Annotated in this window: 23 protein-coding genes and 1 riboswitch; of the genes, 18 read left to right on the forward strand and 5 right to left on the reverse strand. The window is 33.1% G+C overall.

Going from position 1 to position 22881, the window contains the following annotated elements:
* Window position 1: 1 nt before the first annotated feature.
* The 10 genes from pepF (at window position 2) to THEWI_RS05530 (ending at window position 10548) form a co-directional block, all read left to right on the forward strand.
* Window positions 2-1792: an oligoendopeptidase F gene (gene pepF / locus THEWI_RS05490; RefSeq protein ID WP_014062722.1), complete on the forward strand. Its 1791-nt coding sequence runs from the start codon at window positions 2-4 to the stop codon at window positions 1790-1792.
* 283 nt (window positions 1793-2075) lie between these two features.
* On the forward strand, window positions 2076-3146 hold the full coding sequence (gene aroB / locus THEWI_RS05495) for a 3-dehydroquinate synthase (RefSeq protein ID WP_014062723.1): 1071 nt from the start codon (window positions 2076-2078) through the stop codon (window positions 3144-3146).
* Window positions 3147-3260: 114 nt separating this feature from the next.
* Window positions 3261-4085, forward strand: coding sequence for a prephenate dehydratase (gene pheA / locus THEWI_RS05500; protein ID WP_014062724.1), 825 nt, complete (start codon window positions 3261-3263; stop codon window positions 4083-4085).
* Between the two features lie 24 nt (window positions 4086-4109).
* Entirely contained in the window at window positions 4110-5126 is a 1017-nt protein-coding gene (gene aroF / locus THEWI_RS05505) for a 3-deoxy-7-phosphoheptulonate synthase (RefSeq protein ID WP_014062725.1), read from the forward strand.
* On the forward strand, window positions 5123-5965 hold the full coding sequence (locus THEWI_RS05510; protein ID WP_014062726.1) for a prephenate dehydrogenase: 843 nt from the start codon (window positions 5123-5125) through the stop codon (window positions 5963-5965). The genes aroF and THEWI_RS05510 overlap by 4 nt, the downstream gene beginning before the upstream one ends.
* Before the next feature lie 9 nt (window positions 5966-5974).
* Window positions 5975-7246, forward strand: a complete 1272-nt coding sequence (aroA, locus tag THEWI_RS05515; RefSeq protein ID WP_014062727.1) for a 3-phosphoshikimate 1-carboxyvinyltransferase — start codon at window positions 5975-5977, stop codon at window positions 7244-7246.
* An 18-nt stretch (window positions 7247-7264) separates the two neighbouring features.
* Window positions 7265-7954, forward strand: a complete 690-nt coding sequence (locus tag THEWI_RS05520; protein ID WP_014062728.1) for a response regulator transcription factor — start codon at window positions 7265-7267, stop codon at window positions 7952-7954.
* The gene (locus THEWI_RS05525; RefSeq protein ID WP_014062729.1) at window positions 7944-9317 is read left to right on the forward strand and encodes a sensor histidine kinase; all 1374 of its coding nucleotides are present in this window, start codon (window positions 7944-7946) and stop codon (window positions 9315-9317) included. The genes THEWI_RS05520 and THEWI_RS05525 overlap by 11 nt, the downstream gene beginning before the upstream one ends.
* 86 nt (window positions 9318-9403) lie before the next feature.
* Complete coding sequence (locus THEWI_RS14790; protein WP_019907605.1) at window positions 9404-9562, forward strand: hypothetical protein; 159 nt, start codon at window positions 9404-9406, stop codon at window positions 9560-9562.
* 59 nt (window positions 9563-9621) lie between these two features.
* Window positions 9622-9748, forward strand: a riboswitch (cyclic di-AMP (ydaO/yuaA leader).
* Entirely contained in the window at window positions 9748-10548 is an 801-nt protein-coding gene (locus tag THEWI_RS05530) for a cell wall hydrolase (protein WP_014062731.1), read from the forward strand. (Overlaps the previous riboswitch by 1 nt.)
* 53 nt (window positions 10549-10601) lie before the next feature.
* Here the strand turns inward: THEWI_RS05530 and THEWI_RS05535 are convergent, their stop codons facing one another.
* The 3 genes from THEWI_RS05535 to THEWI_RS05545 all read right to left on the reverse strand — a co-directional run bounded on the left by THEWI_RS05535 (window position 10602) and on the right by THEWI_RS05545 (window position 11906).
* Window positions 10602-11162, reverse strand: a complete 561-nt coding sequence (locus tag THEWI_RS05535; RefSeq protein WP_014062732.1) for a TMEM165/GDT1 family protein — start codon at window positions 11160-11162, stop codon at window positions 10602-10604.
* A 239-nt stretch (window positions 11163-11401) separates the two neighbouring features.
* A complete protein-coding gene (locus tag THEWI_RS05540; RefSeq protein WP_014062733.1) occupies window positions 11402-11686 on the reverse strand; it encodes an SHOCT domain-containing protein in 285 nt (94 codons plus the stop codon).
* Window positions 11687-11717: 31 nt separating this feature from the next.
* Window positions 11718-11906, reverse strand: a complete 189-nt coding sequence (locus tag THEWI_RS05545; protein ID WP_003870735.1) for an SHOCT domain-containing protein — start codon at window positions 11904-11906, stop codon at window positions 11718-11720.
* Window positions 11907-12169: 263 nt separating this feature from the next.
* Here THEWI_RS05545 and THEWI_RS05550 point away from each other — a divergent pair, with 263 nt between their 5' ends.
* The 5 genes from THEWI_RS05550 to THEWI_RS05570 all read left to right on the forward strand — a co-directional run bounded on the left by THEWI_RS05550 (window position 12170) and on the right by THEWI_RS05570 (window position 16091).
* A complete protein-coding gene (locus tag THEWI_RS05550) occupies window positions 12170-12865 on the forward strand; it encodes a response regulator transcription factor (protein ID WP_014062734.1) in 696 nt (231 codons plus the stop codon).
* A complete protein-coding gene (locus THEWI_RS05555; RefSeq protein ID WP_014062735.1) occupies window positions 12828-14213 on the forward strand; it encodes a sensor histidine kinase in 1386 nt (461 codons plus the stop codon). The genes THEWI_RS05550 and THEWI_RS05555 overlap by 38 nt, the downstream gene beginning before the upstream one ends.
* Before the next feature lie 72 nt (window positions 14214-14285).
* Window positions 14286-14534 (forward strand): SHOCT domain-containing protein, encoded by a 249-nt coding sequence (locus THEWI_RS05560; protein ID WP_014062736.1) that lies wholly within the window; start codon window positions 14286-14288, stop codon window positions 14532-14534.
* A gap of 82 nt (window positions 14535-14616) precedes the next feature.
* The gene (locus tag THEWI_RS05565; protein ID WP_014062737.1) at window positions 14617-15342 is read left to right on the forward strand and encodes a creatininase family protein; all 726 of its coding nucleotides are present in this window, start codon (window positions 14617-14619) and stop codon (window positions 15340-15342) included.
* A gap of 194 nt (window positions 15343-15536) precedes the next feature.
* Entirely contained in the window at window positions 15537-16091 is a 555-nt protein-coding gene (locus THEWI_RS05570) for an LbetaH domain-containing protein (protein ID WP_014062738.1), read from the forward strand.
* Here the strand turns inward: THEWI_RS05570 and THEWI_RS05575 are convergent, their stop codons facing one another.
* Window positions 16092-17444, reverse strand: a complete 1353-nt coding sequence (locus THEWI_RS05575) for a PIG-L deacetylase family protein (protein WP_014062739.1) — start codon at window positions 17442-17444, stop codon at window positions 16092-16094. It lies immediately after the preceding gene.
* A gap of 153 nt (window positions 17445-17597) precedes the next feature.
* Here THEWI_RS05575 and THEWI_RS05580 point away from each other — a divergent pair, with 153 nt between their 5' ends.
* The 3 genes from THEWI_RS05580 (at window position 17598) to THEWI_RS05590 (ending at window position 20961) form a co-directional block, all read left to right on the forward strand.
* Complete coding sequence (locus THEWI_RS05580) at window positions 17598-18743, forward strand: ROK family transcriptional regulator (protein WP_014062740.1); 1146 nt, start codon at window positions 17598-17600, stop codon at window positions 18741-18743.
* A 12-nt stretch (window positions 18744-18755) separates the two neighbouring features.
* A complete protein-coding gene (nagB, locus tag THEWI_RS05585) occupies window positions 18756-19517 on the forward strand; it encodes a glucosamine-6-phosphate deaminase (RefSeq protein ID WP_003870958.1) in 762 nt (253 codons plus the stop codon).
* 109 nt (window positions 19518-19626) lie between these two features.
* Window positions 19627-20961, forward strand: coding sequence for a phenylacetate--CoA ligase family protein (locus THEWI_RS05590; protein ID WP_006570503.1), 1335 nt, complete (start codon window positions 19627-19629; stop codon window positions 20959-20961).
* Window positions 20962-21274: 313 nt separating this feature from the next.
* On the opposite strand, the gene THEWI_RS05595 is transcribed toward THEWI_RS05590, so the two are convergent.
* Window positions 21275-22810 carry an ABC transporter permease gene (locus THEWI_RS05595; RefSeq protein ID WP_341853096.1) on the reverse strand — a complete coding sequence of 512 codons (1536 nt, stop codon included), beginning with the start codon at window positions 22808-22810 and terminating at the stop codon, window positions 21275-21277.
* Between the last annotated feature and the right edge of the window lie 71 nt (window positions 22811-22881).

The following is a 22881-nucleotide window of genomic DNA, read 5'->3' on the forward strand; positions in this document are numbered from 1 at the left end:
AGTGGAGGTTTTAAAAGATAGAAGCGAAATTGAAGATAAGTATAAATGGCGACTTGAAGATATATATGAAAATGAGAATTTGTGGGAAGAAGACTATAACAAGACTAAAGAGCTTTTAAAAGAGATTGTAAAGTTTAAAGGCAAAATTAACACTTCAAGAAATTTATTAGAGGTACTAAAACTTAATGACCAAATTGGGATGACAGCCAGCAAAATTTTTGCCTATGCCCGTATGAGAAGAGACGAAGATAATACTAATCCCAAATATCAAGCTTTGACTGACAAGGCCATGAGACTCAATGTTGAAGTTATGAGTACTACTTCTTTTATAGCTCCAGAGATTTTATCCATTGATACACAAAAATTAATGGAAATGATAGAAGAATTAGAAGAATTAAAGATTTATAAGCAATATCTTGAAGATTTAATCAGGTTTAAACCTCATGTACTTTCATCGGAAGAAGAAAAAATATTAGCAGAAGCAGAAACATTGGCAGAATCTGTTTCAAATGTATATACTATGTTGAATAATGCTGACATGAGATTCCCCACTATTAAAGATGAAGAAGGCAAAGAAGTAGAAGTGACTCATGGCAATTTTGTACGCTTCATGCAGAGTAAAGACAGAAACGTCAGAAAAGCCGCATTTAACGCCATGTATGACACATACAAAAAATTTATAAATACTTTTGCTTCTACAATGGCAGGAAATGTAAAGAAAGATATTTTCTACGCGAAGACACGGAAATATAATTCTTCATTGGAAGCCTCACTATTTGAAGATAATGTAAGTGTAGAAGTTTACAACAATCTTATAGAGACAGTACATAGTAGACTTGATGTATTACATAGATATGTGAAGCTTAAAAAGAAGCTTTTAGGTTTAGACGAACTTCACATGTATGACTTGTATGTGCCCTTGATACAGGAATATGATAAGAAATTTACATATGAAGAAGCAATTAACCTCGTGCTAGAAGGACTACAACCGTTAGGAGATGAATACATAAATTTACTAAGGAAAGGATTTAATTCTCGTTGGGTGGACGTATATGAAAATCGAGGAAAAACTTCTGGAGCTTATTCATGGGGAACTTATGGCACTCACCCTTATGTACTTTTAAACTATCAGGGCAAATTAAATGATGTATTTACAATTGCCCATGAAATGGGACATTCTTTGCATACCTATTACTCAAATGCGACCCAGCCCTATGTGTATGCAGGTTATAAGATTTTTGTGGCAGAAGTAGCTTCTACTTGCAATGAAGCTATACTTATGAATTATCTTTTAAAAAATTCTAAAGATGAAAAAGAAAAACTTTATCTTTTGAACCACTTCTTTGAGGAATTTAGAGGGACAGTCTATCGGCAAGTTATGTTTGCTGAGTTTGAAAAACTCATACATGAAATGGCAGAGAGAGGAGAACCTCTTACAGCGGAAGTGTTAAACAAAAAATATTATGAATTAAATAAGCTCTACTATGGAGATGACATAGTGGTAGATGAAGGAATAAGCTATGAGTGGGCGAGAATCCCACATTTTTATAGAAATTTCTATGTTTATAAATATGCTACTGGATTTTCTGCGGCAATAGCTATTTCTCAGATGATATTAAATGAGGGGGAAAAAGCTGTAGAAAGGTATAAGGAGTTTTTAAAGAGCGGGAGCTCTGATTATCCCTTAAACCTTTTAAAGAAGGCAGGAGTGGATTTAACTACTCCAAAACCAGTAAATGAAGCTTTGGATGTTTTTGAAAAATTGCTTGATGAGTTTGAAAAAATACTATAATGAATCAAGAGGGCAGTAAAAGAGACTGTCCTTTTTGTTTTTTAATAATCAGTAGAACCAGAATTTAAAGACATGTATTTATATTATTTTGGCAAAGAGCCAGAGGAGGTTTAAAAACTGCTTACTTTTATCTATTTAATGTTGTATAATAATAAAGTAAACAATTTTTCCAAACAAAAGTTCAAACACTGGGGACGGTTCCTTCCGTCCGATTTCAACTTAAAGTTCAGATAAAAGGAACTGTCCCCTTTGTCTGAAAATAAAAAAGTGTGAGGTGTGAACTTTGGATTTTATAACAGTTGATTTGAAAGAAAGGTCTTATCCTATTTATTTTGCCTATGATTATTTGGATAAAGTAGGAGAAATAGTAAAGAAACATGTGAGAAGCAGTAAAACATTTGTAATAACTGATTCTAATGTTTATCCTTTGTATTTTGAAAAACTCAATGAAAGTCTTAAAAAAAGTCGTTTTGATGTGTCATATGAAGTTATTCCTGCAGGGGAAACAAGTAAAACAATGGAAATGGCACAAAGGCTTCTTGAAAAAGCTTATGACTATGGACTTTTAAGAGACAGTTCAGTTATAGCTCTTGGAGGAGGCGTTGTAGGAGACATAGCTGGATTTGTCGCAGCAACTTACATGAGGGGAATAGACTTTGTGCAAATTCCTACGACTTTGTTGGCGCAGGTTGATAGCAGTGTAGGGGGCAAAGTAGCAGTCAATCTAAAAAAAGGCAAAAACATAATAGGAGCTTTTTATCAACCTAAAATGGTATATATAGACACTGCCGTTTTAAATACGTTAGATAAAAGAGAAATACTTGGTGGGTTAGCTGAAATAATCAAATATGGTATTATATGGGATTTTAGTTTATTTGAGTATATTGAAAGCAACATTTATGAAATTTTAGATTTAAAAGAAGATAAATTAAGGCATATAATCAAAAAATCTTGCGAAATAAAAGGGAAAATCGTATCTCTTGATGAAAAAGAAGAAAACCTGCGTTCAATATTAAATTTTGGCCACACAATAGGACATGCCATTGAAGCTTTAACAGGTTATCAAAGATACATTCATGGAGAAGCAGTCGCTATAGGTATGGTATACGCTTGTAAACTTGCATTAAATTTAGGGTATATTGATGAAAAATATTTTGAAAGAATTTTTTCTTTAATACAAAGGACAGGATTACCTACAGATTATGAGGATTTGCACAAAGAAGACATCGTAGAGGCTATAAAACTTGATAAAAAGAGTAGAGAAAGCAAAATAAATTTTGTTCTTCTTCGTGGTTTAGGAAAAGCTGAAGTTACGACTGTTAAAGAGGAAGAAATTTTAAAAGTTTTAAAATAAGCGGGTAACCGCTTTTTTCTTTATCTTTTTTAGACTTTATGAAAAATTTACTTGACTTTACTTATGCAAAGTATTAAAATATCACCAATATTATAAATTGTAAGGGGGTGTTGGATGAAAATTGGTTATTTAGGGCCTAAAGGAACATTTTCTGAAGAAGCTGTTATAAAATACACACAAGGTGTTGAAAGTTGTGAAGTTGTAGAGTTTAACACCATTCCGGAAGTCATAAATTGTATAAGCAATAGCTTATGCGAAGAGGCAGTAATTCCTATTGAAAACTCTATTGAAGGTTCTGTAAATATTGCCGTAGATATGCTGATAAACGACGCAAATGGGATAATGATAAAAGGAGAGGTGATAATACCTATTTCCCATTGCTTGATTTCGGATGCTCCAGTTGAATTTAAAGATGTACATTGTATACTTTCTCATCAGCAGGCAATTGCTCAGTGCAGGGAATATATATCTAAAAAATTTCCCAAAGCGGAAGTAAAAGCTACAGACAGTACTGCCCAAGCAGTCTTAGGTGTCAAATCTAAACCTGGAGTAGTGGCGATAGGTCCTGAAAGAGCAGCTGTTATTTACGGTATGAGAATAATTGATAGGGACATACAAGATGTAAAAGAAAATTATACAAGGTTTTTGGTCCTTTCTCAAAAGGACGGGGTTGTCACAGGTAAAGACAAGACATCAATAGTATTTTCTGTTCCCAATGTACCAGGCAGTTTATATAACGCTTTAGGGGTTTTGGCCAACAAAAAAATCAATATGACAAAAATAGAATCTCGACCTTCAAGGAAAAAACTTGGGGAATATGTTTTTTGGGTGGACATTGAGGGGCATAGAGAAGATGAGATAGTAAAGGATGCCTTAGAGGAGTTAAAAGGTAGAACGGATTTTTTAAAAGTATTAGGTTCATATCCTAAATTTAAGTAGAACGGTAGAATGGAGGAATTGGAAATGGTAATTGTTATGAATATTGATGCCACTGAGAAGCAAATCTCTGATATTACAAATCTTTTAACATCTCTTGGTTTAGGTTACCACATTTCAAAAGGTGAGGAAAAGATAGTCATAGGTGTTATCGGTGATAAGAAAAAATTGGAAGGTAAGGCTATTGAAATGATGGAGGGTGTTGAAAAAGTTATTCCTATTGTAGAACCTTACAAACTCGCCAGCAGAATTTTCAAACCAGAGCCTACCATCGTGGAAGTAGAGGATATAAAAATAGGTGGAAACAACATAGTTATAATGGCAGGACCTTGCGCAGTAGAAAGCAGAGAACAACTTTTTGAAAGTGCTATGGCTGTTAAAAAAGCGGGAGCTCAATTTTTAAGAGGAGGGGCATTTAAACCGAGAACATCTCCTTACTCCTTCCAAGGCCTTGAAGAAGAGGGCTTAAAGATGCTAAAAGAAGCTAAAGAACTTACTGGACTTAAGATTGTTACAGAAGTTATGGATGTCCATTCAGTTGAACTAGTGGCGGAATACGCTGATGTTATACAAATAGGTACAAGAAATATGCAAAATTTTCCATTACTTAAAGCAGTAGGTAGAATCAATAAGCCTGTTTTATTAAAGAGAGGACTTGCGGCAACATTAGAAGAGTGGTTAAGTGCTGCGGAGTATATCCTAAGCGAGGGTAATAAAAACGTCATCCTATGTGAAAGAGGAATAAGGACGTTTGAAACTTATACACGAAATACTTTGGATTTAAGTGCAGTCCCAGCCATAAAAAAGTTGAGCCATTTGCCTATAGTTGTTGATCCCAGTCACGGGACTGGGAAATGGCACCTTGTAGCTCCTATGGCTAAAGCTGCTATAGCAGCAGGAGCCGATGGCCTCATTATTGAGGTACATCCAGACCCTAAAAATGCATTATCCGATGGGGCTCAATCCCTTACTCCTGAAAATTTTGAGACTTTGTGTGAGGACATAAAGGTTATCGCTAAAGCAGTAGGGCGTGATTTTGTATGATAAAAAATGCGGTTATTGTAGGATTGGGTCTTATAGGGGGATCAATGGCAAAAGCATTAAAAAAATACACAGATATAGACATTATTGGTGTTGATCTAAATAGAGACAGTTTACAAAAAGCATTAGAAGAAGGAGTAATTTCTTACGGCGTGACAGACCTTGATTTTCAAGTAGATGCTGATGTAGTTTTTATATGCACGCCTGTTGGAAAAGTTGCTGAAAAGGCTAAAAATATACTTCCTTATTTAAAAAAAGGTTGTATTGTAACTGACGTTGGAAGTACAAAAAAAGTTATAATGGAAGAAGTGCAAAAATTTTTACCCGATGAAATTTTTTTCATCGGGGGCCATCCTATGGCTGGCACAGAGAAGGCAGGTTATGATAACGCTGATGCAGATTTATTTGTCAACTCTAATTATTTGTTGACACCTTTTGATAATGTAAAGGAAGATGTTTTAGATTTATTAATAAATGAAGTAATAATAAAAATAGGTGCAAAACCGGTAATAATGGATTATAATAAACACGATGCCATTGTCGGAATAATAAGTCATGTACCTCATATTCTTTCTGCTACCCTTACGAATTTTGCTCATGATAAATGCAGTGAAGCATTTAAATACGCAGCTGGTGGGTTTAAAGATACTACGCGAATTGCCTTGTCTCAGACTGAAATATGGAAAGATATAATTTATACGAATAGGGAAATTATTTTAGATTTATTAAAAAACTATAAAGAAGTCTTGACTGACTTTATTAGTTATTTAGAAAATGATGATATTGACAGCATACAAAAATTTCTTGAAGACGCGAGAAAATATCGAAACACTATAACTTGAGGTGTTGTTATGGATATTGAAGTTAAAAAGAAAAGATTTTTAAAAGGTATTATCTCAGTCCCTGGAGACAAGTCAATATCCCATAGAGCTGTAATGATTGGGTCAATTGCGGAAGGGATTACAGAAATTGAAAATTTTCTTTTAGGAGAAGATTGTATATCTACTATTAATTGTATGAAGAATTTAGGAGTTGACATTGAATTAAAAGGGACAAATGTTAAAGTTCATGGAAAAGGGCTTTATTTAAATAAAAGCGAAAAAATCCTTGATGTAGGAAATTCGGGTACTACCATTCGGCTTTTGATGGGTATTCTCGCTGGTCAAAAGTTTGAGACAACGCTTACAGGTGATGATTCTATAAAGAGACGCCCTATGGGAAGAGTGATAACTCCTCTTAGTATGATGGGAGCGAAAATAGAAGCAAGAGAAGGAAATTTTGCACCTCTTACGGTTTTTGGAAACAAACTTAAAGGCATATATTACAAAATGCCAATTGCCAGTGCACAGGTTAAGTCCAGCATAATGTTGGCAAGCCTTTACGCCGATGATAAAACGACTATTGAAGAACCCTATCCTTCAAGAAATCACACGGAACTCATGTTTAGTTCTTTTGGTGCTAAAGTAGAAGTAACTGGTACAAAAATAACCTGTTATCCTGGCTACAAGTTACAAGGGCAGAAAATTGTTGTGCCAGGGGATATATCGTCAGCAGCGTATTTTATTGTTGCTGCAACTATTGTTCCAAATTCTGAGGTTACCATACAAGATGTAAATGTCAATCATACCAGAACTGGTATTATTGATGTTATAAAAGAAATGGGTGGAAATGTTGTTCTCACTAATGAAAGAGTTGTAAATAACGAAAAAGTTGCGGATATTACGATTAAAACTTCAAGGTTAAAAGGAATTGAAATTGGAGGAAGTCTTATTCCAAGGCTTATTGATGAAATTCCAGTAATAGCAGTTGCGGCAGTCTTTTCAGAAGGGAAAACGGTGATAAAAGATGCCGAGGAGTTAAAAGTAAAGGAAAGCAATAGAATAAATACAATCACTTCGGAACTCAAGAAAATGGGAGCAAAAATTTTTGAAACGGAAGATGGAATGATTATAGAAGGCACAGGATTTTTAAAAGGGAATACTGTGGAAAGTTATAATGACCACAGGATTGCCATGTCTTTATGGGTTGCTGGACTTATGGCAGAAGGAGAAACTAAGATAAAAAATGCTGAATGTGTAAATATTTCGTATCCGGATTTTTATAAAACCTTTGATATGCTATAATATCATTGGTGAGGAATAATGAAAGAAAAAATACTGATTATAGAGGATGAAAAGCACATAGCCCGTTTTTTACAATTGGAATTTGAACATGAAGGATATACTGTTACTGTAACTTACGATGGAGTTTCTGGCTTAAAGGAAGCACTGGAAGGGGACTATGACCTTGTGCTTTTGGATATAATGCTTCCGGGAATTGATGGATTTGAAGTTTTAAAAAAAATAAGAGAACATTCTGACATACCTGTTATAATGCTAACTGCCAAGTACGAAGTAAAAGACAAGGTAGAAGGACTTGACATTGGAGCTGACGATTATGTTACAAAACCCTTTTCTATAGAAGAGCTTTTTGCAAGGGTAAGGGCTGCCTTGAGAAAGAAAAAGCCGCATCTTAAGAAAGATGTGTTAAAATACAGCGACATCATTATGGATTTGACAACTCATGAAGTAAGAAGAGCAGGGATAAAAATTGAACTTACAAAAAAAGAATTTGACCTTTTAGAATATTTGATTAAAAATGCAAATATAGCATTGACAAGAGAAAAAATCCTTGAGGGCGTGTGGGGCTATGATTATTATGGGGATACCAATATAGTGGATGTATATATAAGGTATTTGAGAAGCAAAATTGACGATCCCTTTGACCGTAAGCTAATTCACACTATAAGGGGAGTGGGGTACACTTTAAAGGAGGATAAAGATGAAGATTAAGCTGTGGCCCCGCCGCATAACTTTGAGGATAGCTCTTCTTTATTCTGCAGTTTTTTCAGTGATATTGATTGTGCTTAATGCTTCTGTGCTTTACGGCTTAAAATATTATTTAATATACCAAGCAATGGACCAAGTAACAAGCCAGGCAGAGGCTATAAAAAGTAAACTGGGGGAAATAAAAGGGGACGTCAATTTATCTGAAAAAGATTTGATTTTTTCAAGCATACCAAATGAAAATATTTATACAAAAATATTTGATGAAAAAGGGAATGTCATCTATTCTTCTAAAAGATTAGAAAGAATTAATATTCCTCATGATGTAAACATAGATATTCCTGTTAAAATTGACAAATATGATAAGGATTTGACTTACCTCAATACCATTTTTAAAAGCGATGATAAAGTGTTCTATATTCAAGTGATAAAAGACATGGAAAATGAATATTTGTTTTTGAAGCTACTTTTTATTTTGATGTTTTTTGCTGATGCAGCAGGAATTTTTGTGTCCTTTATTGCAGGATATTTCGTTACAAAGAGGGCTTTAAGACCTGTGGATTATATGATAAAAGAAGTGAGAGAGATAGATGCCCATGGGTTAAATAAAAGACTTAAAATATATGGAGAAGATGATGAACTTACAAGATTGGCAAAAACCTTCAATGGTATGCTGGATAGGTTGGAAGACTCTTTTAAAAGGCAGAACATGTTTGTTTCTGATGCTTCTCACGAACTTAGAACCCCAATTTCTGTAATAAAAGGGTATATTGACATGTTGGATAGATGGGGAAAAGAAGACAAAGCCGTTTTGCAAGAGGCTATAGAGGCAATTAAAAGAGAAACGTTAGACATGGAGCATCTCATTGAAAGACTCCTTTTGTTGGCAAAAGGAGATAATAAGTCAATAAAGTTAAATAAGGAACAATTTAATTTAAAGGATGTAATAAAAGAAGTTGCAGAGGAAATAAAAATGTTAAATGAAAGCAAAAATATAGTTGTAAAAGGGCAAAATGACATAAATATAACGGCTGACAAAAAACTCATTAAAGAGCTTATAAGGATATTTTTAGACAATGCAGCAAAATACACTTCTTCAGATGGCAATATAGAAATTGATGTGGGGAAAGATAATTCAAAAGCCTATATAAAAATTAAAGATGATGGCATAGGTATACCACAAGAAGATATTCCACATATTTTTGATAGGTTTTACAGAGTAGACAAAGCGAGAGCTAAGGAGACAGGTGGGGCAGGATTGGGATTAGCTATTGCTAAGTGGATTATTGAGGAACACAAAGGAAGTGTCACTGTAAAAAGTGAAGTAGGGAAAGGTAGTGAATTTACCATAACATTGCCTTTAAGGTGATGTTATTTTTTTATCGAACTTTGCTCTTGAAATCCTATATATTGTGTGGTATTATAATAATACAACAATATATAGAGGTGATTAAAATGAAAAACCAAGTGGCAGAGGATAAAAAACAGCTAAAAGAAAATAAAGCTGATCAAAATAATGTAAATGTGTTTACATGTCCGGATTGCGGTGCTAAATTGGTTCATGAGGGAGGATGTGTTTTCTGTCCTTTCTGTGGCTACAGTGAGTGCCAGTAAGTACCTATCTTTCCACCAGTTTAATATGGACACAAATTAAATATCCGGCTATAATTTAGTTAAAAAAGATGCCGAATCCCCGATAAGGGGTACGGGGGAACTAAATTGGGGTGAATCCACATTTGTGGTAGGGTGGCCCTAACCCGAACCCGTCAACTAACCTCGGAGGCAAAAGGGGGAACAACATGTTTAATATTCACATCAAAGTCAAACCTCTCATCGCATCAGTTATAGCCGGATTGTTTATTTCCCAATCAATATTTGCTGCAACTTACACAGTTAAACCCGGCGATACCTTATGGGGCATAAGTCAAAAATACGGGACTACCTATACTAAGCTGATGTCTTTAAACGGCCTTCAAAGTACCATAATATATCCAGGGCAAGTTTTACAAGTGCCGGGTAGTGATAACACATATGTTGTTCAGAAAGGTGACAGCTTGTACTTAATTGCTTTAAAATATGGAATTACTGTTGATATGCTTAAATCTGCAAACGGATACAAAAGCGACATAATATATCCTGGACAAGTCTTTATTATACCAAATGCTTCTTCTAATAGAACATATCAAGATGTCAGCAGAGGCTCTATTGAAAGAGGCGTAATACCCTACACAAAAGAGGAATTTGACCTCCTTGCGCGACTAGTCACAGCAGAAGCAGATGGTGAACCTTATAAGGCAAAAGTAGCAGTTGCAGCTGTAGTAATAAACAGGGTTAAAAGTGGCATTTTTCCTAACACTATAAAAGACGTAATATACCAAGTTGATGATTACGGTAACTACCAATTTACTCCTGTACTAAATGGCTGGATAAACAGACCTGCTTCAGCTGATGCTATAAGTGCAGCAAGAGATGCGTTAAGTGGTGTTGACCCAACAAACGGAGCCTTGTATTATTTTGACCAGAGTTCTACAAATGCGTGGCTGTGGTCACTACCTATAGCGGCAAGAATAGGTAATATGGTTTTTTGTTACGGCAGGTAAAATTTCCGATGAGAGGGTCAAAAACGGGTACAACTTAAGTACCCGTTTTTGATTTAGGAAAATAATTTATACAAAGTAGAAAGACCAAAGGCGATAAATATAAAGGAAGATAGATATTTTAAATATTTTGAAGGGATTCTTTTATTGAAATAGATACCTACAATTATTCCTAATACATCTGCTAAAAATATTCCCAGAGTAGTGCCTATTAATATATAAAAAGGACTATTATAGGAGACAGTCAAAGCTATAGCAGCTAATTGCGTTTTGTCTCCAAATTCTGATAGTACATATGTACTTATAATAGTTGCAACAGGTCCATATTTTGAATTTTTTATTTTTTCCTGTTTAGTTTCTTTTTCTAACAAAGTTGTAATTCCAAAAAACAAAAATAATAAAGCAGCTAAAAATTTTATATAAAAAATTGGAATATATTCGGTGATATATGAACCGAATATCACAGCAATTCCATTGTTTATTAGGGCAGCGATAAATATGCTTGTAAGAACAGTCCTGACTTTAAAAAGAGTAGCAAAAGCCATTGACATAAACTGTGACTTATCTCCCATCTCAGAAGTAAAGATAAGGATGAAGGATGTGACAAGTGCCTCCATTTTATTGCCTCCCCGATTATTATATTTGCTCTATAAATAAATTAGGACCTTTACATAATATGTCAAACATATTATGTAAAGGTCTCGTTCTTTAAGGTAAAGCCAGGGCTACCCGATATGTTGACTTTACCGCATATAAGCTATGCGAACTACTCCCCTTTACTCAATATATTGTAAAAAAATTATCATAAAATGTCAATAGGAGTAATGCAAACAAAAATAATGTCAAATTATTTGGTTTATTTTTTTAACATTTTTACTATTTCTGTATATTCGTCTAAAGTGATTTCGCCGCGAACGTATCTTAATTTGGCAATTTCTAAGGCTTCATTATTAGGAGCTGTATCGTGTTTTTTAAAAAAGTTAACATTTCTAATATGTTTTACTAGCAAGTAAATTACTACACCTATTAAAATTAAGAACAATATATTGGCAAGTCCCCCACCGAACCAAGTTCCATAACCACAAGGATAATATCCTCCAAACCAACGACCTAAACCACCCGGCATATATCCTCCAAACATTATTTTTTCCTCCTCTCCAAATATTTATATTTTACAAAATACTTTTTAATTTGTTATACTCTTCTTCTGTAATTTCGCCTTTAGCCAAGCGTATATCGAGTATTCTTTTTGCTTCGTTTGTTTGGTAATTTTTGTTTTCATGCAAATTATTAATCATTCTTTGCAGGTCACCTGTTTTGTACAAATAAAAACCAATTGCCAAAATTAATATAAGACACATACTTTTCAACTCCTTTCTGTTTATCAAAAAATTGTTAACTTCTTTTCATCTTTATTTTAAAACTTACTTTTGAAGAAAATATGAAGAGAAAAAAAGATATAAAACTACTGGTAGACGAGTTTTATTTGAATGATTTTTTTAAAATAGGTTGTTAGATTTTCATAAGCCGTGAGGTATAATATTATGAAGAAAGAAATTTATCAACTTCTTTCTTCATACGTTATTCATAATTTTACAATAAAATAATAAAGGGCGGATGAAAGATGGATAAAAAAATATTTGTTGTTGATGACGAAATAAAAATACTGGAAGTTGTAAAGTCATATCTTGAGCGTGAGGGATTTAGCGTTATTACAGAAACTAATGGTAATAACGTGTTAAATACCTTCAAAAAAGAAAAACCGGATCTTGTTATACTTGATCTTATGTTGCCAGGTATTTCAGGAGAGGAACTGTGCAAGAGGATACGGCAGTTTTCCAATGTTCCGATATTGATGCTTACAGCAAAAGTTCAAGAAAGTGATAAAATTAATGGATTTTCTATAGGTGCTGATGACTATCTTACAAAACCATTTAGCCCACGTGAATTGGTTATGAGAGTAAAAGCAATATTAAGAAGAACAACAGATGATGTACCTCTTGCTGAAGTAATGTCTTTTAATAACGATGACCTTGTGGTCGATTTAAAAGCACACACGGTGAAGAAAAAGGGAGTGGTTGTAAATCTTACTCCAAACGAATTCAAAATTTTAAAGCTTTTAATTCGGAATCCTAACAGAGTCTTTACAAGAGAAGAATTAATTGAAAAAGTTATGGGATTTGACTATGAAGGCTATGACAGGACGATTGATGCACATATTAAAAATTTAAGACAAAAAATTGAAGACGATACAAAAAATCCAGTGTATATTAAAACGGTGTATGGCGTTGGATATAAATTTGGTGATGGAAATGCTTAAAAATAATTTAAGAACAAGGACGGCTATTATATTTATTTCGATAGCCCTTATATCGATTGTTATTGTAAGTATTACCACAAACATCTTAATAATAAATAGCTTTGGAAATTATGTTACAAAGTCAACAGATAAAGAATTTAGCAATATAGCTAACACTCTTGCTGCAGTGTATAAATCTGATGGAGGCTGGAAAAGTACAACAGGGCGTGAAATTGCTCATGCAGCTATGATGGAAGGATATGGATTAAGGCTTAGAGATAAAGATGGCAAGATTATATGGGATTTTTCTTCAATGTCATATATGATGAATATGATGGGAAAATGGAATAAAAGAGATATTTCTGAAAAAACTCTTCCTATCATTGTAGATGAAAAAACAGTAGGATATGTGGATATAATTTATTATGGGCCCATAATGATGAGTGACTTAGATTTTAACTTTTTATGTGACATTAGCAGATATAATGTTATAGCAACAGTAGTAGCTATTTTTATAGCATTGATTATAAGTATTTATGTGTCAAATTATATTACAAGACCGTTAATTAATATTACGGAAGTTGCTAAAAAGCTTGAAAAAGGTGATTTTACTGCAAAGGTGTATGATATACCTAAAGAAGAAGAGCTATTTAAGCTTACAGCTGCGATAAACCATCTTGGAGAATCTTTAAAATATCAGGAAATACTGAGAAAACAAATGACCTCTGACATTGCCCATGAGCTTAGAACACCATTGACAACATTGCACAGCCATATTGAAGCAATGCTTGATGGGGTTTGGGAGCCGACGCATGAAAGACTGAAGAGTTTAAATGAAGAAGTCTTAAGACTTATAAACATTGTAAAAGACCTTGAAACATTGAATAAATTTGAATCTGACATGTTAAAGCTTAATAAAATCAAATTTGACGTAAGCGAATTAGTAAAGAACATTTTAACAAATTTTGAAGCATCTTTTGCTGAAAAAGAACAAGAAGTTGTAAAGAACATAGAAGATAACATTATGTTGTTTGGTGATAAGGACAGAATAGCACAGGTCTTCGTTAACCTAATATCAAATTCAAATAAATATACTCCTGTAGGTGGCAAAATAAAAATAGCCTTTTATAAAGATGGCGATTATGCAGTATTTATTGTAGAAGATAATGGAATGGGTATATCAAAAGATGATATTCCTTTTATTTTTGAAAGGTTTTACAGAGGAGAAAAATCAAGAAATCGTGAAACAGGTGGAAGTGGAATAGGGCTTTCGATTGCAAAAGTCATAGTACTAGCCCATGGAGGCAAAATAAACGTTGAAAGCGAGATAAATAAGGGGAGTAAGTTTACTGTTAAAATTCCCCTATAAAAACTGGTTCATAAGTTTTTCATAATGGCGGTGTATAATTATTTTTGAAAGGAAAAAAGGAGGGAAAATATTATGATGAGAATGATGTATGGCTGGGGTTGGGGATATGGCATAGGTGGATTTATTTGGAGCATTGTCTGGATGGCAATAGAGATAGGTTTAATAGTTGCTGCAATATACTTTATTATATCATTATTTCGAGGCACAAAAAATAGAAACAAAGAGAGCGATGCGATAGAAATTTTAAAAGAAAGATATGCAAGAGGGGAAATGAGCGAAGAGGAATATCTTGAAAGAAAAAAACGACTTGAAGAAAAATAATTGTAGTATGTAGGTATATTTAAATTTGATTTAAATTATGATACCCTTAATTTGTAATAATCAAAATAGGGAGAGAAGTTACATGTATTTAATAAACTATGTTTCTGATGACTTTCAAAAAAACTTGAAAAAATCAGATATAGTTATAATTCCTGTAGGCTCTGTTGAGGCTCATGGACATCACCTTCCTTTGGGAACTGATATTTTTTCGCCTAGACTTTTTTGTGAAATGATTGAAAGAAAAATTGGCGATTATGTGTGGATTGCACCTGAAATACCATATGGGCAAAGTTACGACTTATCTGTCTACCCTGGCACAATTCATGTGCCTTCAGAAGTATTAGCGGAGTACGTGTATGCAGTGGGTAAAAGCTTATATGAAAATGGGCTTAAAAAGCTTATATTTTTAAACGGACATGGAGGGAATATAAATGCTCTCAATCTTGCCAGTGAAAAGCTAGTCCAGCTTGGAATGGTAGTTTTAACAATAAATTGGTGGCTGGACTTTACAAAGGAAATACTTACTATTACACAAGGTCAAGGCCATGCAGGAGAAGATGAAACATCTGCCATTTTATATTACGATGAGAGACTTGTTCAAATGGATAAAGCGACAAAAAATTTAAAGAAACCTCTATATCGCATTTATTTTAAAGACAGAGGAAAAATACTTTATGAAAATGCCATGTCTGGAGATGCTACTCTTGCAACAAAAGAAAAAGGTGAAAAAATTTTTGAATTATTGACAGATAAAATTATAAAGATAATCCTTGATATTCGTGAAGGAAGGTATTTTGTAGAGGAATAAGGGGAAAAGACATGATTGTATCTTTTACAACAAGCCTTAAAAGCTTTTAAATGAAGCTTTTAGGGCATTTTTATTTTATAAAATTTTCTAAACTTTTAATTTCATTTTTTCGTTGTGTATTTACTTTTTTTGCGATATAATGTAAACAAGTATTATAACCTGATATAAATGTTAGGTTATATGAGGTGGAAATTATGATTAGGGAAGATATATTTGGGAATTTTCCTCAAATTGCTCATACAGCTTACATAGATAACACAGCGATTTTAATTGGCAATATTGTAGTAGGAGAAAATGTCTACATAGGACCTAATGTTGTTATTAGAGCAGATGAAGTTGATGAAAATTACAAAGTGGGTAAAATTGTTATTAATGATGGTGCAAGTATTTATGATGGAGTCAATATAAATACAATAGGGGCTTCAAAAATTGAAATAGGGAAAAATGCTATTATTTCCAATGGAGCAATAATAAAGGGAGAATGCTATATTGGGAATTGCTGTAATATCAATATAAAAACTATAATATTTAACTCTTACATTGGTGATAATTGTTACATTGGAATAAACGCTATATTGGAGAATGTAAAAATAAATGACAATATGATGGTGGAGTCTGGAAATATTTTAAATGAAGGCAATGTAGCTTTATTGGTGAAACCAATTTCAAAAGAAAAAATTGATGTAATTTACAAAATGAGTTCTGCAAATAAAATTTTAGTAAATGGCTACAAGTTAATAGGATATTGATTATTTTTCTTTTTTCAAAAGTCTCCACGCTGTTTTGTCAATAAGATATTTATTAGAAGTAGTGGTAGCAGATAAATATATTGCATCAAAGTCTATATTTATCGGAATAGTGATATGAACTATTCTATTTTTTATATTGACATCTCCTTTTCTATTGACTATTTTTCCATTTGTAGCTTTTACATTTATTCTTGTAATTTCTTTATGACCTTTAAATAGTATACCATATAAGTTGTATTCATAAAGTGGCTTTGCAGGTTGTCTACACTTTATAGCTACGTGTAAATTATTGTTTTGCATGTATGCATATACTCCTGTTATATCAACACTTCCATTTTCATAATCTCTAAAATTATCATATTCTGGATCTATTATCACTTTATAATCATCAAATTTACGGTTTTTATTGTATTTTTTCAATATACCGTCTTCATAAAACCCATACAGCTCTGTTTTTCTGTCAAAGGCCAATAAAAAGTCTTTCATCACTTTTATCTGAGTTTTATACATCATTATTGCTTCTCCCTTTTTGTCAATATCGGTTTTTGCAAGAGGGTATAGATGCCACTCTGTTCCTGTCTTCAAAAGATTTTGAGGAGGATTTAGATTTAATTGAGGGTGTTTTCCAAAAGGCAGTGGCCAGTCTGTGCGATGAACTATGTAAAGAAATTGAGGGAGATTTTCTTTTTTAAGAAGATATAAGGTATATTTTACAAAACTATTTGTTGCCCAATGGTCGGGATGAAGCTCATTTGGATGAGGATATACAATAAGCGTAGGGTCATATTCTTTTATAATTTTTGTTAAATCTTTTATTATGTTTTCTCCTTTGTATTCTACTTTCAGAGTGTATGAATTATCATAGGGGCTTATTGCTGTCTTAGTACCAAAGCTTTTATAAGGTACATTCCAATATTTCCACCAAAGAGGAGCTAAACCTTTATCAGGATATCCTAAAAAAATAATGTTTTTCCCTTTTACTCCTAAGTATTTTAAAGCAGAAAGAGTCTCTTTCTGTCTATCGTATCCAAGACGCAAAAAATCATGAGGGGTTGGAAAAGGAATGTCATAATTTTCAATAACTGCCCTTTTAAAGGAATCTCCATTAGTTATTATTACGACTTTTACCTCACCACCATATCTCATAGTGTCTTGAATAAGGCCAGCTGAAGCCAATGTTTCATCGTCAGGGTGAGGTGCAAAGACTAATACTCTTTGATAAATTTGAGGAGTTGGATAAAGTTTTTTAACAGGAGTTTTGCTTTCATAGTTATAAGTTTTTAATTCTAATCCAGCAAAGGCTACAAAAAGTATTAAAATAATTATTGCAATGTATTTCATTTTTTTATTCATTATAAGACACCTTCCTTGTATATTTGTAGTCTCAAAATTTATTATTTACATTTTTCAAATTATTATGGTATAATAATTACAGGAAAATGTTCGGATATCGAACTAATTTTTTTAGATAATTAGTTTAGATAATGAACTAATGGAGGCGAGATATTGAAAGACTATACTAAAGGCACTTCAGGGTTAATTAAAAATATCAATAAAGCCAATGTTTTAGATGTTATTAAAAAGATGCAACCCATATCGAGAATAGAGGTTTCTAAAGTTTTAAAAATGAGCAAATCTACTATTTCTGCCATTGTAGATGAGTTGATTGAAGAAGGTTTGGTAATAGAAAATGGTTACGGAGAAAAAGGTACAGTAGGGAGAAAGCCTATACAGCTTTCTTTTAATCCTGATGCTAGATTTGTTATAGGGATAAGTGTTGAATCTACGAATTCGATAGGAATTCTGACTAATTTAGAGGGGAAAATTTTGAAAAAGATAAAATGGGAAACTGGCATTAAAGAACAGGCTTTTAATGGAATTGTGAAAGGGATAAAAGAACTTACTGAGGAAGATAAAAATATAATAGGAATTGGTATTGGTCTTCCAGGAATTACAGATATACAAGCAGGAGTTGTGGATGCACCGGGACTCAAATGGAATAATTTTGAATTAAAGAAAAGGCTGAGGGAAATTTTTAATTATAACATCTACGTAGATAACAGTGTAAATTATGCTGCACTGGGAGAGAGATGGATTGGTTGTTGCCGTGAAATAGAGAATTTTGTGCTTATAAACATAGGAAATGGTATAGGCTCGGGAATATATGTAAATGGTACTTTATTACGAGGCAATAGTTACGCTGCAGGGGAAGTAGGGTACATGGCCATAGGAGAGGATGCTTTTGAAAGAGTTTATTCTTACGAGGATTATGGTTATTTTGAAAGAAAGGCTTCTTTGTCTTCTTTAGTTGAATCAGTTTCTAAAAGTTTGTCTTATGTAAAAACTATGGAGGGTGTAGTAAAAGAATATAAAAAACAAAATCCTGCTTGTGTACAAGCTGTATCTCAATTTATTAAAAATTTAAGCATGGGTATTGCCAATATTGTAAGTATTTTAAACCCAGAAGCAATAATAATTGGAGGAGACATCCTAAACTATGAAATTGATATACGCCAGGAGTTAAAGGAGAAAGTGAAAAGGATTGTGCCTTTTGATTTTGACATTAAAGTAGCTCAACTTGGTGAAGATGCTTCTGCTATTGGGGCGGTAGCCGATGTGCTTTTAAATACAAATAATTTAATTTTACTATAAGGAGGCCATAAGATGAAAGTAATTATAACTGTAAATTATGACGAAATGAGTAAAAAGGCAGCAGAAATTGTGAAAAAGCAAATCAAAGAAAAACATAATACGGTTTTGGGGCTTGCTACAGGTTCTACGCCTCTGGGGATGTATAAACATTTAATTGAGATGTATAAAAGAGGGGAAATAGATTTTTCTAATGTCATTACTTTTAATTTAGACGAATACATTGGTTTATCTCCAGACCATCCTCAAAGCTATCATTATTTTATGTTCCACAATTTTTTCAATCATATTAACATTAAAAAAGAAAATGTTCATATTCCAAATGGCATAGCCGAGGATTTAGAAGAAGAGTGTAGAAAATATGAAGAAGAAATTGAAAAAGCAGGTGGGATTGACTTGCAAATATTAGGTATTGGTGTCAATGGACATATAGGATTTAATGAGCCGGAGGAGAGCATAGAGACTAAAACTCATGTAGTTACTTTGACAGAAGATACAATAAATGCTAATAAGAGATTTTTTAAAAGCGCAGAGGAAGTACCAAGAAAGGCGATTACTATGGGACTTGGAAGTATCATGAAAGCAAAGAAAATTGTCCTTTTGGCTTCTGGAAAAAATAAAGCAGAGGCAATAAAAGAAACTATAAAAGGACAATTGACTACTAAAGTGCCTGCTACTGTTTTAGCTTTACATCCCGATGTAATTATAATAATTGATAAGGAGGCTGCTTCACTTATACCCGATGAAGATTTAAAAGAAATAGAAGTAATTGTTTAATAGGCGAAAGCCTATTTTTTTATTTAGCAAGATTTTGCAATTGAGATATAATATAATTGTCAGGGAAAAATAGGTTACAAAAGGTGCTACTTTAAAGGAGAGATAAGCTATGATAAAGGTGATGATGGAAGGATTTAAATTATATAACCATAATAAATGGCCTCGTGAAAAAATAATGGAATATAGCAGTAAGCGTATGAGAGAAATGATAAAACATGCCTATACTTCCAGCAATTTTTATAAAACTCTCTATAAAAGAGCAGGAATAGAATATAAAGATTTGGACGCTGTTCCTATTGAAGAATTGCCTGTGATAGATAAAGAAATGATTAGAAATAATTTTTTTGATATAGTTACTGATTCTATCTCTTCCAAAGAGATAGAAATGGCAATGAAAAATAGTGAATTAATGGTGAGGATAGGAAAATATATCCTTGTTCATACTTCCGGCAGCACAGGCAAGCCTTGTAATTTTCTGTATGATATAGATGCTTTGGATATGATAGAAGCCAATATGGTTCGGATAAGCATAGGCGGGAAAAAGGAAATTGGATGGAGTGATTTCCCTATAAAGGTATTGTACGTAGCTTCTGTAGGCAGCGGTTATGCTTCTACTGTACTTGCTATGAATGGAATTAAAAAATATCGAGCTAAAAGTATGGTATTAAATGCTGCAGACCCTATTGATACTTGGAAAGATAAAATTAAAAATTTCAATCCTAATTATTTGGCTGGTTATCCTTCCTGCATAAAAATATTGGCTGATATGCAACAAAGAGGCGAAATAAATATAAAGCCTAAGAAAATAATTACAGGAGGAGAGCCTTTAAGTAAAGAAATTTCCAATTATTTAAGCTCTGTTTTTGATGCTGACGTAATAGATTATTATGGTTGTACAGAATCAATATTTTTAGGTATGGGAACTAGCTGGTATGAAGGTATGTATCTCATGGATGATATGAATTATGTGGAAGTTGATGAGTTTGGCAGGTTAATCATAACTCCATTGTATAACAAAATTTTTCCTCTTATCCGTTATCGACTGAATGATGTGGTAGAAGGATTTGATAGAGAATATAAAGGTCCTTTACCTTATACTCATATTAAAAGAGTAATAGGAAGAGAAGAAGAGATAATGTGGTTTAAAAATGAAAATGGTGATAAGGACTTTCTTCATCCTCTTTTTATTGATGACCTTGATGTTGAAGGAATAAAAGAATACCAGTTTGTCCAGACAAGTGATGAAAGCCTTATATTGAACTGTGTCAAACTACCTAATGCCGGTGAAGATGTTGAAGAAGAAATCAAGAGACAACTTGACCAGTTTTTGAGTAAAAAGAAGCTTAGAAATGTAAAATACGAGGTACATTTTACAGACACGCTTCAGATTGATAAGATAACTGGAAAGGTAAAAATGGTCATAAATGCTATAAAACAAGAATGAAAGTATTGCGCGATTGGTATAGTTTTAAGAAAATGATACTCATTTTTGTACGAAAGTGCAAAAAACTATAATGCTTTACTGAAAATTTATACTTTTGTACAGTTGACAAATTTGTGAAAGAATTAAACGATAAATATAAAGAAATTACCAGTAAGATTTTGATTATAAAAATGAAAAATTATTATTTAAGTAAAAGTAAAGAAGAGTTAGGCAGCAAAGCTTTTAATCCTTTGCTGCCTTTTTTAAAATTTTAGCTCTATAATAAAAATGGAGGAGTGGTGGCTATTTTAAAAAGGAAAGCAGCTTTTGTTTTTTAGTCTACTTGTTCTCTTAAAACCTCAACCGGCATGATCTTTGCCATCTTTCTTCTGACCAGAAATCTTGAGACTACAAAGACAAAAAACAACACAGCAAATGTTGAGAAGATGCTTTTTGTACTTACATCAAGCATCATGGCAAAGTCTATGTCTTTTGTTGCCGCATTCATTAGACTATCCATTGTTATCTTTGAGAGAGGAACGCCTATTATAAATCCTGCTAAAAATGAAAAGTTGTTAAAGCCAAGCATCATTTTAAAGATACTGCCTTCTCTATATCCCAGCATTTTTAATATCCCTATGTTTTTCTTGTTCTCATTGACAGTGAGGGTAGACAAAACATACACGATCAAGAGGGCAAGGATTGCTGCAACAAGTGCCATAACTTCAATTGTCTTTGAAAGGTCACCAGCCGAAGCTTTTATTGTATTTACAAGCTCAGATTTTGAGTAGCTTTCAAAAATCAAGTTATTGCTAAGGCTTAGTTTTTCTTTTGAAAATATGCCAATATACTCTTCCCTGCTGTAACCAAATATCTTGTTGAAACTCTCAAGGTCCATATATCCACTGTTGCCTACTGGAAGATCAGCTATCTTGTAAACTTTTAAGGTGTACTTTTTATCTGTGAACTTGCTCTTTATGTGAATTTTATCTCCCTCTTTAAGACCAAGCTTGTTTGCCAAAGGTCTTGATATAACAAGCTTATTCGAAATTGGGATTTCATTGCCTTTATTATCATAGAGCTTTATCATCTGTGAATCTTTTTTAATACCGTATATCATAATACTCAATTTTCTTCCTTCAATATCAAAAGACATCACATTGTATGGCTCTGCTTGGTTTGTCAGCTTTATTTCAGGATGTGTGGAAACTGAGTTTAAGAGGTAAAGATATTCATATTTGAAGTTTTTTTCATACGTCCTTTCAATGGCAACAACAATTGAATCCTTTGCTGTCATGCCGTACATCATAAGTATTGTGGAAAAGATTATACCAACTGCTAAAACAAGCTCTCTTGCAAAATGTCTGTAGCCGTAGTTTAACATAATCTTTGTCTGAAATTCAAACCTGTCGAAAAACTTTATGTCAGGAAGTTTGCCAAACTTTATCTCGTCAACACCATGAAGCATCTGAACAATCGTGAGCTTGAAAAAGTTTTTGAGCGCAAGGTACCCTGAGATGAATATAAATACTGCTGGCAGCGCCAGTGCAACAAATATGTGCTGCCATGGCAAAACATTTTTCAGCTTTGGCAGGGTAAAATATGACCTGTAAAATTCTGAAAGCGGATACGCTTCAAAATACCCAAGCAGAATACCCAAAATTGAACCTGTTAACCAAATATAAAGTGGAAATCTCATGAAAACTCTAAACACATCTTTCTGGGTATAACCCATGGAATAGAGTGTGCCAATTTCTGCGTGCATGGTGTTTATTATCCTTCGCATGACGATAAAGAGTATAAACGATGATACAAGAATTATAAAAAGACTAAGAGGCAATGTCATCCTCTTTGCATTTTCAAGCTTCATCTCTGTGTAAATTATTCTTGGATTTTCACTTTTCTCAACGAATTTTAAAAGATGCCAGTTAGAATTTATAA

Source organism: Thermoanaerobacter wiegelii Rt8.B1, from assembly GCF_000147695.2.
Lineage (GTDB): Bacteria > Bacillota > Thermoanaerobacteria > Thermoanaerobacterales > Thermoanaerobacteraceae > Thermoanaerobacter > Thermoanaerobacter ethanolicus.

Excerpts from the sequence above, each read along its gene's own strand:
- pheA (WP_014062724.1), top strand. The coding sequence starts at position 3,261 with ATGAAAATTGGTTATTTAGGGCCTAAAGGAACATTTTCTGAAGAAGCT.
- aroF (WP_014062725.1), top strand. The coding sequence starts at position 4,110 with ATGGTAATTGTTATGAATATTGATGCCACTGAGAAGCAAATCTCTGAT.
- THEWI_RS05510 (WP_014062726.1), top strand. The coding sequence starts at position 5,123 with ATGATAAAAAATGCGGTTATTGTAGGATTGGGTCTTATAGGGGGATCA.
- aroA (WP_014062727.1), top strand. The coding sequence starts at position 5,975 with ATGGATATTGAAGTTAAAAAGAAAAGATTTTTAAAAGGTATTATCTCA.
- THEWI_RS05520 (WP_014062728.1), top strand. The coding sequence starts at position 7,265 with ATGAAAGAAAAAATACTGATTATAGAGGATGAAAAGCACATAGCCCGT.
- THEWI_RS05525 (WP_014062729.1), top strand. The coding sequence starts at position 7,944 with ATGAAGATTAAGCTGTGGCCCCGCCGCATAACTTTGAGGATAGCTCTT.
- THEWI_RS14790 (WP_019907605.1), top strand. The coding sequence starts at position 9,404 with ATGAAAAACCAAGTGGCAGAGGATAAAAAACAGCTAAAAGAAAATAAA.
- THEWI_RS05530 (WP_014062731.1), top strand. The coding sequence starts at position 9,748 with ATGTTTAATATTCACATCAAAGTCAAACCTCTCATCGCATCAGTTATA.
- THEWI_RS05535 (WP_014062732.1), bottom strand. The coding sequence starts at position 11,162 with ATGGAGGCACTTGTCACATCCTTCATCCTTATCTTTACTTCTGAGATG.
- THEWI_RS05540 (WP_014062733.1), bottom strand. The coding sequence starts at position 11,686 with ATGTTTGGAGGATATATGCCGGGTGGTTTAGGTCGTTGGTTTGGAGGA.
- THEWI_RS05545 (WP_003870735.1), bottom strand. The coding sequence starts at position 11,906 with ATGTGTCTTATATTAATTTTGGCAATTGGTTTTTATTTGTACAAAACA.
- THEWI_RS05550 (WP_014062734.1), top strand. The coding sequence starts at position 12,170 with ATGGATAAAAAAATATTTGTTGTTGATGACGAAATAAAAATACTGGAA.
- THEWI_RS05555 (WP_014062735.1), top strand. The coding sequence starts at position 12,828 with ATGGCGTTGGATATAAATTTGGTGATGGAAATGCTTAAAAATAATTTA.
- THEWI_RS05560 (WP_014062736.1), top strand. The coding sequence starts at position 14,286 with ATGATGAGAATGATGTATGGCTGGGGTTGGGGATATGGCATAGGTGGA.
- THEWI_RS05565 (WP_014062737.1), top strand. The coding sequence starts at position 14,617 with ATGTATTTAATAAACTATGTTTCTGATGACTTTCAAAAAAACTTGAAA.
- THEWI_RS05570 (WP_014062738.1), top strand. The coding sequence starts at position 15,537 with ATGATTAGGGAAGATATATTTGGGAATTTTCCTCAAATTGCTCATACA.
- THEWI_RS05575 (WP_014062739.1), bottom strand. The coding sequence starts at position 17,444 with ATGAATAAAAAAATGAAATACATTGCAATAATTATTTTAATACTTTTT.
- nagB (WP_003870958.1), top strand. The coding sequence starts at position 18,756 with ATGAAAGTAATTATAACTGTAAATTATGACGAAATGAGTAAAAAGGCA.
- THEWI_RS05590 (WP_006570503.1), top strand. The coding sequence starts at position 19,627 with ATGATAAAGGTGATGATGGAAGGATTTAAATTATATAACCATAATAAA.
- THEWI_RS05595 (WP_341853096.1), bottom strand. The coding sequence starts at position 22,810 with ATGAAGCTTGAAAATGCAAAGAGGATGACATTGCCTCTTAGTCTTTTT.